Source organism: Petrocella atlantisensis (assembly GCF_900538275.1).
In the GTDB taxonomy this organism is placed as follows: domain Bacteria; phylum Bacillota; class Clostridia; order Lachnospirales; family Vallitaleaceae; genus Petrocella; species Petrocella atlantisensis.
Genome location: NZ_LR130778.1, coordinates 1,360,629 through 1,378,637 on the forward strand (window position 1 = coordinate 1,360,629; position 18,009 = coordinate 1,378,637).

Annotated in this window: 12 protein-coding genes; all 12 read right to left on the reverse strand. The window is 32.4% G+C overall.

The features are described 5' to 3' along the window. Window position 1: 1 nt before the first annotated feature. The 12 genes from PATL70BA_RS06400 to PATL70BA_RS06455 all read right to left on the reverse strand — a co-directional run bounded on the left by PATL70BA_RS06400 (window position 2) and on the right by PATL70BA_RS06455 (window position 18,009). Window positions 2-448: a sigma-70 family RNA polymerase sigma factor gene (locus PATL70BA_RS06400; protein WP_125136596.1), complete on the reverse strand. Its 447-nt coding sequence runs from the start codon at window positions 446-448 to the stop codon at window positions 2-4. Between the two features lie 422 nt (window positions 449-870). Next, on the reverse strand, window positions 871-1,386 hold the full coding sequence (locus tag PATL70BA_RS06405) for a hypothetical protein (RefSeq protein ID WP_125136597.1): 516 nt from the start codon (window positions 1,384-1,386) through the stop codon (window positions 871-873). 252 nt (window positions 1,387-1,638) lie between these two features. Further along, window positions 1,639-4,581: a C-terminal helicase domain-containing protein gene (locus PATL70BA_RS06410; protein WP_125136598.1), complete on the reverse strand. Its 2,943-nt coding sequence runs from the start codon at window positions 4,579-4,581 to the stop codon at window positions 1,639-1,641. Beyond that, on the reverse strand, window positions 4,578-6,290 hold the full coding sequence (locus PATL70BA_RS06415; RefSeq protein WP_172596138.1) for a phospholipase D family protein: 1,713 nt from the start codon (window positions 6,288-6,290) through the stop codon (window positions 4,578-4,580). Before PATL70BA_RS06415 ends, PATL70BA_RS06410 begins: the two co-directional genes overlap by 4 nt. Further along, complete coding sequence (locus tag PATL70BA_RS06420) at window positions 6,277-7,452, reverse strand: DUF6361 family protein (RefSeq protein WP_125136600.1); 1,176 nt, start codon at window positions 7,450-7,452, stop codon at window positions 6,277-6,279. The genes PATL70BA_RS06415 and PATL70BA_RS06420 overlap by 14 nt, the downstream gene beginning before the upstream one ends. Window positions 7,453-7,478: 26 nt before the next feature. Then, the gene (locus PATL70BA_RS06425; protein ID WP_243115979.1) at window positions 7,479-8,333 is read right to left on the reverse strand and encodes an ADP-ribosylglycohydrolase family protein; all 855 of its coding nucleotides are present in this window, start codon (window positions 8,331-8,333) and stop codon (window positions 7,479-7,481) included. Beyond that, on the reverse strand, window positions 8,311-8,961 hold the full coding sequence (locus tag PATL70BA_RS06430; RefSeq protein WP_125136601.1) for a vWA domain-containing protein: 651 nt from the start codon (window positions 8,959-8,961) through the stop codon (window positions 8,311-8,313). The genes PATL70BA_RS06425 and PATL70BA_RS06430 overlap by 23 nt, the downstream gene beginning before the upstream one ends. A gap of 116 nt (window positions 8,962-9,077) precedes the next feature. Beyond that, window positions 9,078-10,091 (reverse strand): macro domain-containing protein, encoded by a 1,014-nt coding sequence (locus PATL70BA_RS06435; protein ID WP_125136602.1) that lies wholly within the window; start codon window positions 10,089-10,091, stop codon window positions 9,078-9,080. A gap of 125 nt (window positions 10,092-10,216) precedes the next feature. Next, complete coding sequence (locus tag PATL70BA_RS06440; protein WP_125136603.1) at window positions 10,217-11,236, reverse strand: hypothetical protein; 1,020 nt, start codon at window positions 11,234-11,236, stop codon at window positions 10,217-10,219. 77 nt (window positions 11,237-11,313) lie between these two features. Beyond that, the gene (locus PATL70BA_RS06445) at window positions 11,314-15,717 is read right to left on the reverse strand and encodes a coiled-coil domain-containing protein (protein WP_125136604.1); all 4,404 of its coding nucleotides are present in this window, start codon (window positions 15,715-15,717) and stop codon (window positions 11,314-11,316) included. 1 nt (window position 15,718) lies between these two features. Then, on the reverse strand, window positions 15,719-16,411 hold the full coding sequence (locus PATL70BA_RS06450; RefSeq protein ID WP_125136605.1) for a DUF6063 family protein: 693 nt from the start codon (window positions 16,409-16,411) through the stop codon (window positions 15,719-15,721). Then, a complete protein-coding gene (locus PATL70BA_RS06455) occupies window positions 16,411-18,009 on the reverse strand; it encodes a hypothetical protein (RefSeq protein WP_125136606.1) in 1,599 nt (532 codons plus the stop codon). The genes PATL70BA_RS06450 and PATL70BA_RS06455 overlap by 1 nt, the downstream gene beginning before the upstream one ends.

Consider the following 18,009-nt stretch of genomic DNA (forward strand, 5'->3'; position numbering starts at 1 on the left):
ATTAAATATTGTATTTTTCAATCATCAGTTGTTTGATTTTATTTAATGCTCGTGTTTTTCTTGACTGTACTGTGGTACGTGTTTGGCCAATTTCTTTTGCTAGTTCAACAACAGATTTTCCATTAATAAATATTTGTTCAATTACCCATTTATCTTTATCTGGTAATTCAGATATCGCTTCAAACATCTTTTCAACCATAAAATCATTCATAATAATGTCTTCAATTGTTTTTTGCTTGTCCAACATTCTCATTTCCACTGGATAATATGCTTCTTCAAGTGCTTCATAAGACAATTCATTCTTTGCACTTCTTTCCTCAAGGTAACGTTCTCGACGATCCATCTTGTAATAGATTTCATGTATTTCTTCACTGGTCTCGTAGTACTTGCTATCAATAGGAATAAAATATTGTATTAAACCTGTTCTTTCATCAATTTTCTTGCTCATATGAACCTCCTGATTTGAATTAAATTGCTAGTTCCAAATCAGAAAATTACGGTCCTCTAATTACTGCCATTTTTGCTACTTTCATTGCTGACACCTCCAGAAAATGGCAATAAAAAAGGCCCCACGCACAAGGCGTGTGACCTAATATCCATTTCTGCTCTCTCAACGAACGTAGCTATATGAAATTTTATTGCCGTAATTTTGGGTACAAAAATAGCCCTTGGCAATGAATTTTCTAATTCATCGTCAAGGGCTTATTTGTTTAGTAATCCCATCATAGCAATTATAACAGGTAGGAAATCTCGTGTCAGTATCATATCAGTCTCAATCTTGTGTCATATTAGTCTCAATCTTGTGTCATATTAGTCTCAATCTTGTGTCATATTAGTCTCAGATTAGTGTCATTTGGGTTTCATTCTCATTTAGCTTTCTTGCTTATTTGCTTCATCAAATAAGAATCCCCATAAGATTACGCCGAATATTTTAATGGCTTTATTCTTCTCTCTGTACATTGTTGATCTTGAAATATTATAGTTTTCCGCTAACCTTTCAATTGAACGTATCGTTCTAGCAATATATATTTGGTCAAGAATCTCAAAGTATTTTTCACCTTCATCAGGATAGACTTTAAGTTGATTCATTGATAAATCGATAAAATCTAGAATACTTTTACTTTCTTCAATACTTTGTAATCTTGAATTTAATCGCTTCTGATTAATTCTAGTATCTATATCTACCATTGAATTAATCAATTCCGTTAGTTTTCTATTTGTACTTTCCCTACATTCTTGATCCATTTCCTTAAGGGAACTGTTAATTCTCCAAAGCACTTTACTATATAATTCTAAAAGTGCCTTTGTATTGTGATATACGTGTTCATCTGCTTGGCTACAAAGATCATAACCAGCCGTTACTTCTCTTAACATACTATTAATCATATGTATTTACTCACCTTACCTCTTTAAATTTTTCAATTCATAGTTGCCTCTTTTCTAAGAGCTTTATGCTCAGTTTGCTGGATTTTCGAGCTTCAGTGCTTCGGGAAAAAGCTTAAATAAATTATACTATGCGAACATCAGTTCGGTCAAGAATTAATAATAAACTGTCCATATCTCAGGACAGTTTATTTACTAAAAAGATACTTATACTTATTCCTTTATAAACATATATCTATAAAACTCACATACTATTTAACGATAAAACGGACTCAAATTCATAAAAAGCTGTTCATCAATCTCTCCTACAGTTTCTCTATTAATTATCTCCAACAACTCCTCTTGACGAGGTTGTCCTAGAGTTAATCGATACAGCGATAAAACTTTAATTAGCCTATTGTATCTTAACCGGTCTTGACTCATTGGATACATAGGAACAATTCTCTCAATCATAACCTTTGTATTTTCACTATCTGTCAGACTCCAAAAAGGTACAAGATCTGAGTGTTCACCTTTCTCCAATTCAGTAGCTTTTTCGAACATAGCATCCCATGTTTTTTCCTCATTGTATCTATGTGCTATATTCTGTCGTACAGCATGGCATTTATAGCGATTGATTCTGCCTTCCCTCTGTTCGAGATCAATTGGATTCGAGGGTAGATTCCAGTGCATGATTTTTCTACAGTAAAAATGAAAATCCAATCCCTCCTGTCCTATAGAAGTCGTTGACAATACAAATGGTCTAAATGGCGAATTAAATGCTTGACGAATTTTCTCCGTTCTTTGTACGTTTTCATTTGTTATTCTGGCATTGAAATATCCTACCGCAAAATGCGTACGTAATCTTGCCTTCTCTTTGTCTTCTCCTGTAAAGTGCTCTAAAGTATCAACTTGCAGGGAAGCTGTATCGACAAACCCACCTAGCATTGATTTTAATAGTTCTTCACCATTTTCTCCAAGTATATGAGCATATTCATCTAACATCGCTTGCAGATTACCATCCACACAATATTTGAAAACATTCTCATAATAGGAATCATCACTTTTCTTATCATACAGAAGGTCCAATACTGCTGAGCTTTCAGCTTTATTGAATAAACTGACAAATATATCTTTCGCTAGAACTTTGGCCCTATCCCTATCATTGAAAACTCTATATGCACAAATAGCTGGCGATCCAATTGCAATATTAACCAAATGATCAACAGCACCAACTGGTATAGCCGTTAGTTTAGCATAGGGTAAATGATCCAACTCTTTAATCAGTTCAAGCATTACCTTTGCTCCTGCAGTGCCACTTTCACTAAGTCCATATTTGCTTTTTAAAGCATCTATTTTAGGTTGTAACTTCTCTGATAGTTCTTTCCTTATTTGTTTAATTTTTTTTCCGATATGTTCTTCCGGCTTATAGAGTCTAGCTAATTCTGGTGATACATAACAGATGATTTCTTCTGTCTCATTCTTTAAACGTGAAATACCATATCTTCGTTCTTCTTTGTTCGAAAAATACCCTCTGCCTCGTTTGAACCTTGTATTATTATAAAGCTTACCTATAGTGAGTCTTTCTGCTTCATATGAAAGCATAACTGAAACCATTCTAGGCACCATTTCCCATGATGAAAATACAAGTACTTTTGAAAAATCATGATTCTTATCAAAGATACTTCCAGTTTCATAATACGGGTTCGAAGGTGGTACCCATAAAAGATTCTCAACACTATTTTTACCTTTTTCAAAGACTATTTCCTTCAGTTTCTCAAGTCTTGCATTATTAGCATCTATTATTTGATAATTATGAAGTTGCTTTTTTTTCAATAATAATCGCTTGGAATTTTTGTTATTAACTAAATAGTAATCACGGTGCTTATCAAAGAAATCTGTTATCTGCTTTTTTAGTTTATAGCTTTCCATAAATGACAGAAGATACGGAGATGACTTAACGTAATCCAGCGGAACATTGTGATATCTAAGTTTACGTTTTGCCTTGCTGTTAATTGCCTCCAAAAGACTCTGCATCTCACTATAGGACAATATATCTCCTTCTGAAATATCAATCTCTTTAGCTTGACTATCATCAATAATACCTGCATTGAATCGTTCCGTCCTACATATGCTTTTATATAAGGATTCTTCAGCCAAGTCTTTTCTAGCCATTAAAACCGTTAGATCACCTTTTGAAAACTCACAGAGTGATATTGAGTATTCTCTCCATATTTCATGAAAATCACTTTGTAATTGCTTATCATAAAAGAGAAAATCCATCACTTCAATAAATTCTTTGTAATGTTCGGCTTTCTCATCATGACTTATCTCTTCTAGTGTAGAATAAGGTTTATAAGGTGTGGCTGATAATAGCAATACTTTTGTATCAGTATTGCCTAAAAATTGCCTTGTCAACATTGCTTGTTCATCATCGCTATGGGTAATTAAATCACGAAACCGCTGAAACTCATCCATCACAACCAGGTCTGGCTCCAATTTCTCGAGACTGATTTGAGCAAATATTTTCCTGAGTTCATTGACTAACGGTCTACTCGCAGCTTTTCTATTTGATTCCATAGAAATACAATTTTCGATGATTTTCTCTATAAAACCATCTCTTTCTTTAAGCCTGCGTAGCAACTCAATATTAATTTCATCAATATAATTACTGCCATTTCTATCACACTCTAAAACCTTCTTCTCATAATTATCAATATACCACTCCCAATACTTTTCTGCATCATACGCTAGGAAGATAGATAATTCATTTATGTATTCCTGAAGTTGGGGTAGTCTCATCATATGCGCAAACATCAATGCCCGCTCCTGTTGATTACCACATCCTGAAGTCATAGAAAAAGAAGTAGCTGGTGTTAATGGAATGAGTTGTTCATAGTTATGATCACGACCTTTTGTCTGATATATCTTAAGGTGCTGCATAGATAAGCGGCTTTCTGAAACATCCATAAGATCTTTTATACCCAGTTTTTTTGCATTCTGATTTGCAATATTTATATTTGAACAGATATATATGACTTTAAAATGGTCATCATGCAAATCGTCTTTGTGCCACTTAGATACTTGTCTGATAACCTCTCTTGCTATAATTGTTTTTCCTAAACCGACCTCGTCTGCAAGTAATATCCTGTTTTGACCACTTTTAAATACAGATAATATTCTGTCAGCAGTTGCTTTTTGAAAATCCTTTGGTATCATTTGAGCAACCTCCTTGCCGCATTCTCAAACTGAGTATACATTGCTATAAAATCATCGCCGATGATATTTTCGTCTAAACGCCTAATCACATCAGCTATTTCTTTCAATCTAGATGGATTCTGATGAACGACTTTCAACATTTTTTCATAGATAGCTGAGATTACAGGTGCCTCATTCACTTCGTTCTCATTTCCCATCATTAACCGTAGATACTCAGTCTCTTCCAAAACTCCAGCTGCATAATTTTCCGCAAGAATAAGAGATATATAGGATAGAAATTTAGCTTTTGAATCAATAATACTTTTGTATATGGCATCGTCACGGTCTTTTGGTATACCTTTGGTTCTAATCATAATGACAACCTTTTGATCTTGCACTTCCAAAATATAGAACTCACTCAGCTCTTTAACTAAAATTCCTTCAAAAACCGTTTCCTGCTGTAGATTTCGAAACATGTTCTTTCGTTGCATCGGTGTAATCTTAATCGTCTCAGTAGATTTAATCTCTTTTGTTTTCACAAAAATATCGTATACATCACCATTCTGAATCGCTTCTGCCCCTTTTATTGCATAAATTGCATCTTTAATAGCTTTATCAATTGCCACTTGAGTTTTATCTGCTAGAACTGCTTCTGGTACTGCTTCAATCAGTTCATAAGGGCTATTATCCTCTGGAATAAAATCTTTAAAAATAGTTTTATATCCGACACAATTGGGCTTATACTTCAGTTTAAGCAGAAACTCCACATTATTATTAAATGCATTATGGGATGCGTTGGCTGAACCTATGTAAAGATAATTACCTTCTTCAGTTTTTGTGAAATACAACTTAGCGTGAATATCCTGCTTCACCCCATACTCATTGTCAGTTAAAATATCCTTCGTAATATATACGCTATCAAAACTGTTCATCACCGTTTCTGTTATTGAAGATTTACGCGTTATTAAAGTCTTATTATAAGCGCCTTTGGTAAGATTTTTTACTACATCATCGCTCAAAAATGGTGATACAGCAAACAAATCATATTTTCCATCAAAAAGCTTCGTCTTTTCTTTGTCATAACCTGTAATTCCGATGGGTAAGAATTCATAATCTTCAAAAGGATGTTCAATCTCAAAATTCTTGATTTTCATAATATCTTCTGCAAGTTCAATAATACGCTGTCTTTTAGTCTTTTCTGCATATTTACTTACATATGTTAGCATATCAGCAAGTGGCTTATTTTTAGAATATGATCTATGTGTTATTCTACCACTTAGTTCTACGCATAAATCGATACTGGTATCAAACGTCATATTCCGGCTAAGAACTAGCAACTTGATATATGCTTCTCCATCTTTATTGATATATTTAGCAAACCAAACTTTTGGATGAAAGTTTTGCTTATTGGCTAGTTTTACTTCAAACACACTATTTTCTAATAGTGAATAAACACTCTGTATATTCTGCGGAAGTGAAATACCTCCTGCATTACAAAAAACAGCTAAGCGATCACTACTTTTTCTAATAGCCTCAAGTAGGTAGAAAGGGCTTCGCATCAAACTTGAATCAACTTCATCCAGTAACCCAAATGAAACTGGTATCCCTAATAACGCTTCAAGATCTAGGGAATAAGTGAGTCCCACAGCAAAATCAAGCTCATACCCAATCTCTGGTTGAAGCATTTCGCTATAGCTTAAACGATTGTTCGCTGCATCAAACATTAGCATATCCCTCCAATCCTTTAATAATATCAGCAATGATTGTCTTTGCAGTTCTAAAACGATAGTCCAACCGATAAAAGTGCACTGGTCTGTCATAATTGTAAAGATATTCTTTAGGCTTACACAATTTTGCGCGTTCACCCTTAACAGCTTTTTCCCTCGCTACAATTAGTTCATCAATAGCTTTAGTATCATTCTTATGAACTGCCGAACTGAAATCTTTACAAAACTTGGCTGTTGCGTAATTACATGGAATACGTTCTAATATATTAGTTAAATCAAATTCCTTACTTATAAATTCAGTTCTCCATTCATTAAATTCGAAAATCATATCTTCATCCTCATAATTCGAAAAAATAACATTATAACGAATATGGGCTCCAATAATAAAATCTGCAAAACTTTTTGCACGTTGGTAGTCTTCACTTATAATATCTGGTAAATCAACAGTCGGAATTTCATCAAAACTATTGCAGTTCATTTTATTTTTAAGCAAGTAAGATAGTAGCGTATTCTTTGACATTGTCGCATTCAAAATTCGTGATTCTAAAAATTTGGCTTCCTTGATAGTCAACTCGATCGAAGCTGTTTTCACAAAATCACTTTCTGCTGTGATAGGAGAAAAAAGGACCATATTTCCATGTCCAGCTGTATCATCATCAAATGTTTCTCCATCTGTTTTAATGTCTGTTTCATCATTTTTACGCTCTTCTGACCATGCAACATTACATGCAGCACTTAAGGAAATACCCGAACTCCGAACTATCTCAAATGTCCGGAGTCCATTCCAATATATACTTGAAGGCTTCATCTTCACCGATCTCTTTTGTCTTAAAGCATTTTTCCCAATGATACCGGTTTCCTCATCATCACTGTTTCGCAATAATGTCTCTACCAATTTATCTTCACTATCATTGATCCATCGATGAAACTCGTTGCCATTTGATAGTTTCTGCTTAGAAGCTTTTTCGAAAAGATAAGGTATCAGGACAAAATATTTAGCCCTAGTTTGTATTGTAGATATTCCAGGAAACAAAATATCTGAGTAAGCATCACGAATACTTCCAACACCAAGCTCATCTAATGCTGTTTGAACTCCTAACAATTTCAAAGTCGCCAAGACTTTATTTCGTTCCTCTTTTGAAAAATCAATAAATCCGATCTGCATTGTCTGTCTCCCCTTATCCTTCACAATTATCGGGTAATACCATACCACTCGTAATATATTTCTAACAGATTATCATCCATATACGTTAATGCTTTTTCTATTAACTTCTCTGGAACACCATAATATACTTCGGCTATACCACCTGTTATAGCAGCAACAGTATCACTGTCTCCACCTATAGATATAGCTTTTCTGATTGCATCTTCAAAAGATTCTGATTCAAGAAAGGCTTTAATTGCTTGTGGCACAGTCTCTTGGCAGGTCTCGTTAAAGATATAAGAATCACGAATCTCATCAAGTGTAAACTTAAGAGCATAATAATGTTCTTCAATGTATTTTCTGATCAGTTCTTTATTATATCCAGTTTTCGCCAAATAAGCAGCCATTGCCGTTGCTTCAGCACCTTTTATGCCTTCTTGATGATTATGGCTGATACCTGTTATAGCCTTTGAAAGTAACTTCACCTCATCAACTGATTGTGCAATTTTGCATACTGGGCTAATTCTCATAGCTGCGCCATTACCATAGCTACCATATGGCTGTGGATTATTACTAAAAATCCATACTCCAAAACTGCCTCCATAGCCACAATCTGGATAGTTTTTTCCAATCTCTTGCATAACTGCTACTACATTTACAGACAACCTATCTAGATAATTTTCTTCTTGTCTATTATATATTTGCTCAGATAGAAAGCTTTTATCTGTTTCCATTATTGCCTTAGCAACAGCCAATGTCATAATAGAATCATCGGTAATAAAACAATCTTCTGTAAATAATTCAAACTCTGTGGATCTGTGATTATCAAATTCAAATCGTGAACCAACGATATCTCCAATAATAGCACCAATCATATTATTACCGCCTTTCTCTGGTTTCATAGTCTTTCTCAATTCTATCTTTCCATCTAGAATCAATTGAACGCTTTGAACGCATCATACTTACTGTCTCACTGATTACTTCGTAGTTAAGCATCGTGCCCTCACTATCAGCGTGATAATTAGCGGCTCTGTCTTCAGAAATACCAAAACGGCCAGCTGCTTCAACAGCATCAATATTTGCGCCTAAAAATATAAATTCCCAGCCATATTTGTTTTTCTGGCGTTCAATCATCTTTTTAATTTGGCCGTGCTTATATTCTATACTCGCATTCTCCATACCATCAGTGATGATAACAACCATCACTTTTTCAGCGCGTTCATCATCTACAGAAAACTTTTGTGCATTCCCTATTTTATTAATCGTTTTACCAATGGCATCTAGTAATGCAGTGCTTCCCCTGACAAAGTATTCCTTTTCTGTCATTTCAGCTATTTTTTCAAGATTATAACGGTCATGAAGCAGTTCATATTTATCATCAAATAGTACTGTAGTAATATTCGCTTCACCATCTTCAACTTTTTGCTTGTTTAACACACTATTAAACCCACCAATTGTGTCACTTTCGAGCCCACTCATTGAGCCACTACGGTCTAGAATGAAAACTAATTCTGTTAATCCTTTTTTCATGTTAATTCCTCCAATCACTTTGATGATTTAAGAATACTACTTTCAACATGACAAAGGGTAACCTGACAGTTGACTTGCATAGGCAACGTCATCATATACACATTATTATATTACTTCTAAACACCTAGAAGATTTTCTTCATAGGCAAAAAGCACCTCGTTGATTTCATAAATATTATAGTTCTCTGATTCAATAAAATAACTAATTATCACATCAAATCGGTTACTTTTGGACAAAGCATATCCTGATTTTAGCAATAAGTCCTTTGCTATATCAAGATTTAACTCCAAGGCAATTGCAAATGCCAAAATTGTTGGCTTGGTTGGATTATATTTACTATTATTTCTTATCTTAGAAAATGTCTGTTTTGTAACATTGGCTTTTTTATATACTTCTGGATCCATTAATCCTTTTTCGTCAATAAGTCTAAGTAACATTTCTGAAAAGGTTTCATCCAAATGTTTTATAACATCCTCAAGATTTTTTTTGCTACTATTTACTTGCTTATGGCTCACATTACTAATTGATTCTGATAAATCCACATCGGACAAAAAGTAATCGGTTCGTTCTTGTTCCCTACCTCTTCTGCGCAGTATATGTGCATCAATATAATTGTCATCAATATATGCATCTACTGAAGCATAAAGACTCTCAGATAGCTGATAAGATTTCCTATCATAAACAACCAGATATACAGTCATCTCATTAAAAAGGAGAAACTCCCCAATAGTACTAACAGCTACGGTCAATGCAATATCTTTAGGAAATCCATAAGATCCTGAAGATATTAATGGAAATGCAATACTTTCAAATCTATTTTCTTTTGCCAATTCAAGTGAATTCTTATAGCAACTTTTGAGAATGCCTTCTTCTCCATTAGTTCCGTTCTTCCAAACCGGTCCAACAGTATGAATAATATTTGCCGAAGGTAGATTGTAAGCTTTTGTTAAAATACTTTCACCTGGAGCAATATCACCAATTTGTGAAGTTTCCTCTTTAAGTCTTGGTCCTTCAATCTTATGAATAGCACCATCTACGCCAGCGGTACCAAATAATTTAGAGTTTGTAGGATTCACAATAGCGTCAACGTGCATTTTTGTAATATCATTTCTTACTATTTCAAAAGGCATATAATCACCTTCCTTTCATAATCATTATTGTATGTATCTTAGTCAGAATGACTTAAACCTCATCATTCATTATTTGCATTCCCTTTTTAAATTATTTCAACCTTGCTTTTAGCACAACACAACTCTTATCTTTTCAATGCACCGTTAGGCTTATCTATCTCTGTTATACTATTAATTTTGCATAAATGATTAAGAAAGTCTTTTGCCAACTCATAATCTGAAGTTCCTTTTTTCAACTCAACAATATCATTTAAAATTTGGACAGCAACATTATCCTGAAAATACCTGTGTAATCCTGAACTCCAAACAGGCATCTCTGGTTTTGATCCATTAAAATGGTAATTCCAAAACAACATTTTTTCCGCTTCAACAGGCGAAAGTTTCAACTTGTATTTAGATGTGGTTGAAACATAACCTTCATCCATATTATCACCTTCATATGTATCATCAACGAGAAATACGGCAAAAATGAATCTTTCACGTTCAGTAGTTTCAGGATTACGTGTTGTTAAAACACATAAACTGTTATTTTGAACTTGATGCAGTTTCATCGGTTCACCTTTACGGTCACCGTTTTGAACAATACCTGCGAGTGCTTTCCACTCCCTAAGCATCTGACTTTCATAGCAAACAAATCCACCATCGTTACACTTAGCATCTAATTCCTCACGAGATATCTCTCCCTTATAATAATCTAGACAAGCCGAATTTTCTGAACTACACCAAGTTCTATGTTCGACCTCAATATTATTGTGAATAATCGAATCACTACAAACACCATCAAATCCAACCTGTTTATCTGATTTTCCGCCATCACAAAAATTACACTTAAATGCAATATTTGCTCTTGCAAGTTTTTTATATCCTTTTGGCTTTTCTTTAATCTCATTATTTCTTTTAATATCAGCTTCTTTTATCTTTATCTCTTTCTCTATTGCTTCAATATTTTCTATTTCTTTCTTTAATGATTTAACATATAAAGAAAATCCATCATCAATAGCTTGTAAGAATGGGCCAAACGCTTCTGGTATTTTAAATTTCTTTTCACCTACTGAAAAAGAAACAGTAATTGTACTCTTATTAAATTCAATGATAGTTCCTTGTCCAAAAATTTTATGTGTTACCTCTTGACCCTTTATATCCATTATAAACCCTCCACTCATATTCTATATAAGGTATCCAAATTCACTTATTATCTTACGTATTCCAATCAGTCTACCTTTTACTCATCCAACAAACTCATCTGTGTTGATTTACTATATAAATAAGCCTTTTCTAGTTTTTCATTTGTCTTTAGATCTGCAAAGTTATTTTCCTCGATATCAAGATATTCCTGCCTCATCATATTCTGTCGAATCTTAATGTTGTAAACCAAGTTAAAGCTATTTATAACAGCGCCTTCTTTTATATCTGATAAACAAATTAATTGTGTATTATATTTCTTAGCGATATCAAACATAGGCTTCAGTAAATGTCCTGATGTAATAGGACCAAATGGGTTATCCATTATCAAGACTTTACTTTCTTCTTTTTTCTTAAACAAATCAATATTATGAGTGTTTTTCCTACTATAGGAAATCAACGCCACCAATAATGAAAAGTAAGCGACGAATTTTTCTCCACCGGAATTTTTTACGATGAGATCTTCCCAAGACATCATTTTTCTGTTTTTCTCATTAATATCAACCTTGTATGCTTTCACTTTGAAATTTTCAAGATTACTAATTATATTAAGCAATTCTTTAGTAGAAAGAATCTTAATGACGTTCTTTCTTATTCTACTTTCATCTTCATTGTTTTTTATTTCATGAGTTATACTATCGAGACATATCAATATATGATCTTTTATTCTTTCTTTTGCTATTTCATCGCTTTGAATCTTATCATATTGGATATCCAAAATTTTCTTTTTAGCACCATCGATTTCTATACTTGAATTATCAACGACCTTAGGTATTTCATCATAAACGTTTTTAGCTTCCAAATACGCGTGTTCAATCAAATCATTTTTACTATGAACAAGTTGATCTATTTTAGTTTGCATTAATTTCATAGTGTTACCAAGTAATTCATCATAAAAAGCTATACGCTCAGTCAAATAATAATATTTATCGTAGCTTCGCTCAAGGTTATCTATTTGTGTATAAATACCTTTAATCGCTTCCTGCACAGTTCCAGCAACTATGTCTAGATAACTGTCCTTGACTTTCTTACATGTTTTCTCAAAATCACCTATTAACCTTGAAGTTTTTATTGTTGCGCCAATAAATTGGCTAATTAACTCCCTGATTTTTGATTCTGTATTCTCGTCTATTTGAATCGAAACTTCAGAGTTATATTGAATCTTTGAGATGTTATCAACTTTAGCACCAATTAAAGTATTCATATTTGATAAAAGTGATTTTTTGGACAACAACAAATCAACTTCAATAATAAGTAAATCAATATGTTTATTCAGCTTTAATTGCCTTTCATCGAAGTCGCCTTTAATTTCACTCTTATCAATTATTGTACTTCCATTTAATCTTTTATATTTCTCATTTTTAACCGCATCAAACCCAGAAATCTTCTTATCTATTTCATTAGAAGTCTTGTCTTGCTTTTCTTTTTCTCTTTTTAGCTCGATTATCTGATTATGTAATTCTTTTTCAATAATTTCAGAGTATCTAATGTCTCTCACATCTGCAAAGTTTAAGCCATAACGTTCAAGATTATGGTTTGATCGATCTATGTCCTTTTGAATTTTCTGTAGCTGTTCATTTATTTGTTCAACATTATCTGTAATCTTTGCTTTGCATGCCTTTAATCTACCTTCAAGTTCAGATTCCATCTCGTTAATTATTACATCTTCAACTGAATTTTGATATAGCTCATACTTTTTCTTAACATCTTTTAAATTTACATCTTTTAATGAATGCTTAACATTAACATCATTAATCATTTTTTCAACTAATATTAACTCATCACTTAACTTCTTTATCCCTTTATCAATGGTTTCTATTAAGGACATGATTTGATTTAAAGATTCTAGTTCTTTGACAAATTGTTTGTTTTTTTCGATATACTCGTTTAATAGATTAATATTTACTTTCCACTTATTAATACCAGTCTCAATTTGCTGTTGTTTTTCTTTAAGCACATCAATATCCTGAGTTAATTGATTCATTAGGTTCTGACATTCTTCTTGTTCAATAACATTTTTTTCAATTTTATTAGCAATCTCATCACGTATATAATACAGCTCTTTTTCATATTCTTTTGTGAATTTAAAGCTTTCAACTGAATTTATCAAGCTTAAATAACACTCTGCTGATTTTACAGCTGCACTTTTTTCAACAGCTAACTGTTCTTTTTGTTTTTCAATTTTATCAATATGAGCTCTCAATGCATCTTCATCATATTTTAATAAAGATGGGTTGGATAATATTTGATTGCCACCTAATTCGATTCTAGTTTCTTTATCTGAATGACTAAATAATGGTATCAATTGGCTAATGTCTTTATTTTCGGTGAGTTCTTCTATAATTTGTCGTTCTTTTTCTGTGACAATAAGACCATAGGGCAACAATGAATTAAGAGAAATAATTTTTTCTCTATCCGCAGATGACAACTCTCTAAGGTACTGTTCTCCAGTGAATATATCCAAATCATTATTTTTAAGTAAATGAATCAAAGTCGTTGGAAGATAACTAATACCTTCTTTCAAACCATTAATCATCTTGGATATTTCATTAATTTCCATTTCACTCGTAATTGCTTTTTGATTCCACTGTGCATATTGCTTTCTCAATCGGGTCAATATGGTAACTTGGTCGAATACTGAACCTTCATTTTGGCAATAAGTAGAAATAATTGTTCTAATAGCATTCTTTTTTTCTTCGTACTGATTAATCAAATTTTCATTAGTTGAACGCTCTTCTTTAATATTCATCAATTTCATATTTAAACTAGACTGATTCACTTTAACTATTTCAGTTTGTTTATAACTTTGCTCAAGATTCTCTTTGCAGTTTGTATAATCACTTTCCAGAATACTATGTTCATTATTAAAATCTCTAATCTTCTTATCGATATCATCTTGATTCAATTCATTTAATAATGGATTTCTATTAAAGTTGATTCCTAGCTCACTGTAAACCTTTTTTTCATATCGATAAAACTCTTCAGTTTTTGCCTTCAATTCACCCTTATCGGAATTTAATTCACTTTTTTGCTCATTTTTTTGTTTAGTCAGTTTTACTAATTCTTCTTTTCGAGTCACAAAATTCTTAAGTTCTATTGCAAAGTTTTTCATTTCATTATCGATAGCTTCAATTTCATGTGAATAGAAGCACTTCAATGAGTACTCTATACGATTAAGTTCTTTTAAAAGCTCTTCCTGGTCTTTTGTTGCATTTTTCATCATTTGCAACTTCTCAGCTTTTTCTTGTAACTTTTCTTCGATAACTTCATATTCTCTAGCACCTTGCTGAAGATTAAACTCGTATTGCTGTTTCTCCATTTTTGAGTTTACATCCTCTAGTTGTTCTTGAATACATTCAAGTTCTTCTTTCGATTTCTTAATTGCATCTTCAACTAAATAAATCTCATATGATTTTTTCTCAAGCTCTATATGTTCAACCTCTGCTTTTCCATGGGAAATGTCACTTTTTAGCTGTACTTCTGCATCCGCCATTTCGTTCATTTTGTTTGAGAAGAAATGATATGTACTTGCAAGTTCTTTCTTTTTTTCAGCCTCTACATCAATTAAGTCACAAATGTCCTTAGCTTCGTCTTCTATAGTTTTCAAGTCTATTCGGAATTTCTCAATAGATTCATATTCTTGAATAAAAGTCTCATTTTCTACTTCAGCTGTTGCCACCTGGATCATCATTTCTTCAAGTTTCTGATGATCTGACACATTTGTTTCAGATGATTTATCCAAAACCTTCTCAATATATTTAATTATCCATTGTTCCATTACCTGTCTTGAACTTCTGCACTGAGCAAACACTTCCGAAACACCATGTTCTGCTTGGTTGATATTGACCATTAATTCTTTCCATTCATTTCTCGAAATACTATATCTATTCAGCTTTCTTTCATATTCTTTTTGCTCATCTTTTGAAGAATTGTAACAACTAATATCATATTTTCCTTTGTTTGATTCATTAACAATTAATTTCTTAAAATCATTATATCCCGTGATAACAATTCCGTTATTCATGCCTTCAGTTACTGGTATGTGCTTAATATCATACTTATTACCATCTTCATAGTGATGAAAAAATGTATAAAATCTCAGATTCAAGTTTTCTTCATCCACATTTGGATTATAATTGTTACTCGGTGAAACACCTATTCCTGTTAACAAAAAACCTGCCTCATCATCTAATAACCATTCAATCATAATATATGCTGGGTCTCTTTTCCCAATAAAGAAATCACTAAAAGAACGCCCCAACAATTTCGTTTTAGGTACAATCGCCTGTAAAATTGTTTGTACTAATACTGATTTTCCTCCACCATTAGCAAGACTAAGCAAAGCATTTTCACCATCATAAAAATCGAAGATTTCATCAATAATATGTCTTTGGTTATTATTGTATGAAAAGTTTGTTATTCTGATTCTGTTTATCTTAGGCATATTACAACGCTCCTTCCTCAAATGCACGATTGATACTTGCCAATCTATCTGCGTGCAAATAATACTGTCTCATCAAAGTATCTAATTTGGCTGTCGTCCTGATTTGATCTTCAACAACATAAGCCAATTTTTGATCTTCAAGAATTTTACATACTTTACGTATAACGTTATATTTTGTTTTCTGTTTGGTTTCGTGGTCCGTAAATAACACATTCCATAATTTTACAGATGATTGGATATTAATCATATATTCTTCTTCTAAATCCTCAGTCGCTTCCTCATCTAGAGATTCTAATCGTATAAATCGTTCGTCCAATTTTGATATCAAATGATTAATTTGAATAAAATCAACTTTTTTCGGATCTCTATTTGCTCCACTATAGAATTCATAAAAAATATACATAATTATATAATATCCCAGAAACACATCTTTTTGAGTGGCATTACTACCAAAATATTGTCGAAACTCAGATGGCTTCTTTCCCAAAATAAATCCGTCGAGTTTTGGTACAAGATATACCATATCATCAAAATTTAAAAATTTACACTCAAATTCATCCTCAAATAACTCCAAGATTTCTTGGACATTACTATCAATAAATGAACTGTACAAATCAAAATTATCCTTTTTGTTTAGTTCACCATTTTGTATCAATAATTTAAATATTCTTATTGCTGATTTCATTGATTCCATTATCCTACCACCTCAAATAGCAAGTCTGTCATACTCACTTCTTCCCTTATTCGCATACCATTTTCTTCAAATTCTATAACTTCTGTAATTTCATCTGCTACTTTTGATATGATTATTGCTTGTGTGTTTTTTATACCTTCAATTTGATCTTCAATTTCTATGAGACACCGTTCCAAATTAAAACTTTCGCTTACACCCATCATTACTTTATTTTTCTCTAGATAGAAGTCTTTTATCGAAATGTTCTCAAAATCAAACAATTTAAAAGCGATGAAAAATATTAATCTTCCTTGACTCAACTCAATATATTCCTTGGGATTTCCTTGTTTTAATTCTTGTATGATTTCACTAAGTTTAATTTGTTTATGCTTTATAATTTCACTAAATAGCAACAAAACAATTTTTACATGTTTATTACTGATAGACTCAATCCTTTGTTTTTCGATTTCATCTTCATATTCTTCAGTATTTATAAAATGAGAATCTTCCACATCAAACTCTTTAAATATTAACTGCTGATTATATATCTGGTCTATGCTTAACATTTTATTGATTTCTGGCAATAATAACGGCTCAAGTAAATGAATACATTTATCTAGAACTACATCGTATTTTTCTAAAGGTTCTAAAATACTCTCTGAAATATTAAATCGTTTTACAAAACTATACTCAAAAGAACGCTTAATTGTGTCCATATAAAGGTCGCTTAGGTTATGCCGATTAAGTATCAAATTCCTTTGTTCACTTATAGCTACACCAAGATTATGAGTAATCTCCCTAATCTCCTGTATTGCTTTCATCAACTTATCTTCCATCTGATGACTTGATTCAAGTTCTTCACTTATTTTATCTCCTGCTTGTTGAATCATTCTACGAATATCACTCATAGTTTCATATTCATCCTCAAGCATACTATAGGTACCTTTTAATAACTGTTCATACTTATCAATATCAACATCATTAATATTTTGACGAATGGAAAGAATGAAATTCTCAACCTCTTTCTTCTTTTGCCTAACATATGTAATTAACTCAACGCTCTGTCGAACAGCATTAGAAAACTTCTTACGTTTTACATACTCTTTAAGCTTTAGTTGTTCAATCGTCAGTTGAATCTCCTCATCGACCTCTCTTGTGCGAAAAAGAAAATCATATCCTTGATTGGTTAACATATAATTAAGTTTACGACTTTCCTTTTCTACTACCATCTTATCAACTATTAATCGAATAGGAATCTCTTCTATCGTATTTTTTGAGTAGTTAAATACACTATATATCCTTCGTTCCCCACTATTTTGAAGAATATCTTTTATAATGTATCCAGCGAGTTCTTTAATCTCAATGATATTTAGTTTCATTTGATAATATTCTATTAACAACACCTCTAAAAATTCTTCAATATGCTGTGTGTCACATTCATTATTCTCTTCAAGAGTTTTTTCCATGATGAATAGAAGTACAGAAACAATAATATTGGTTAGATCATTTCCCTTGAACATACCTTCTATCTTTGTATCTCTACCACGTCTATTGACAATTGAATCCACTACACCGATCCATTCCATTCTTTTTTCAAATTTTTCTAAAAAATCCATCAT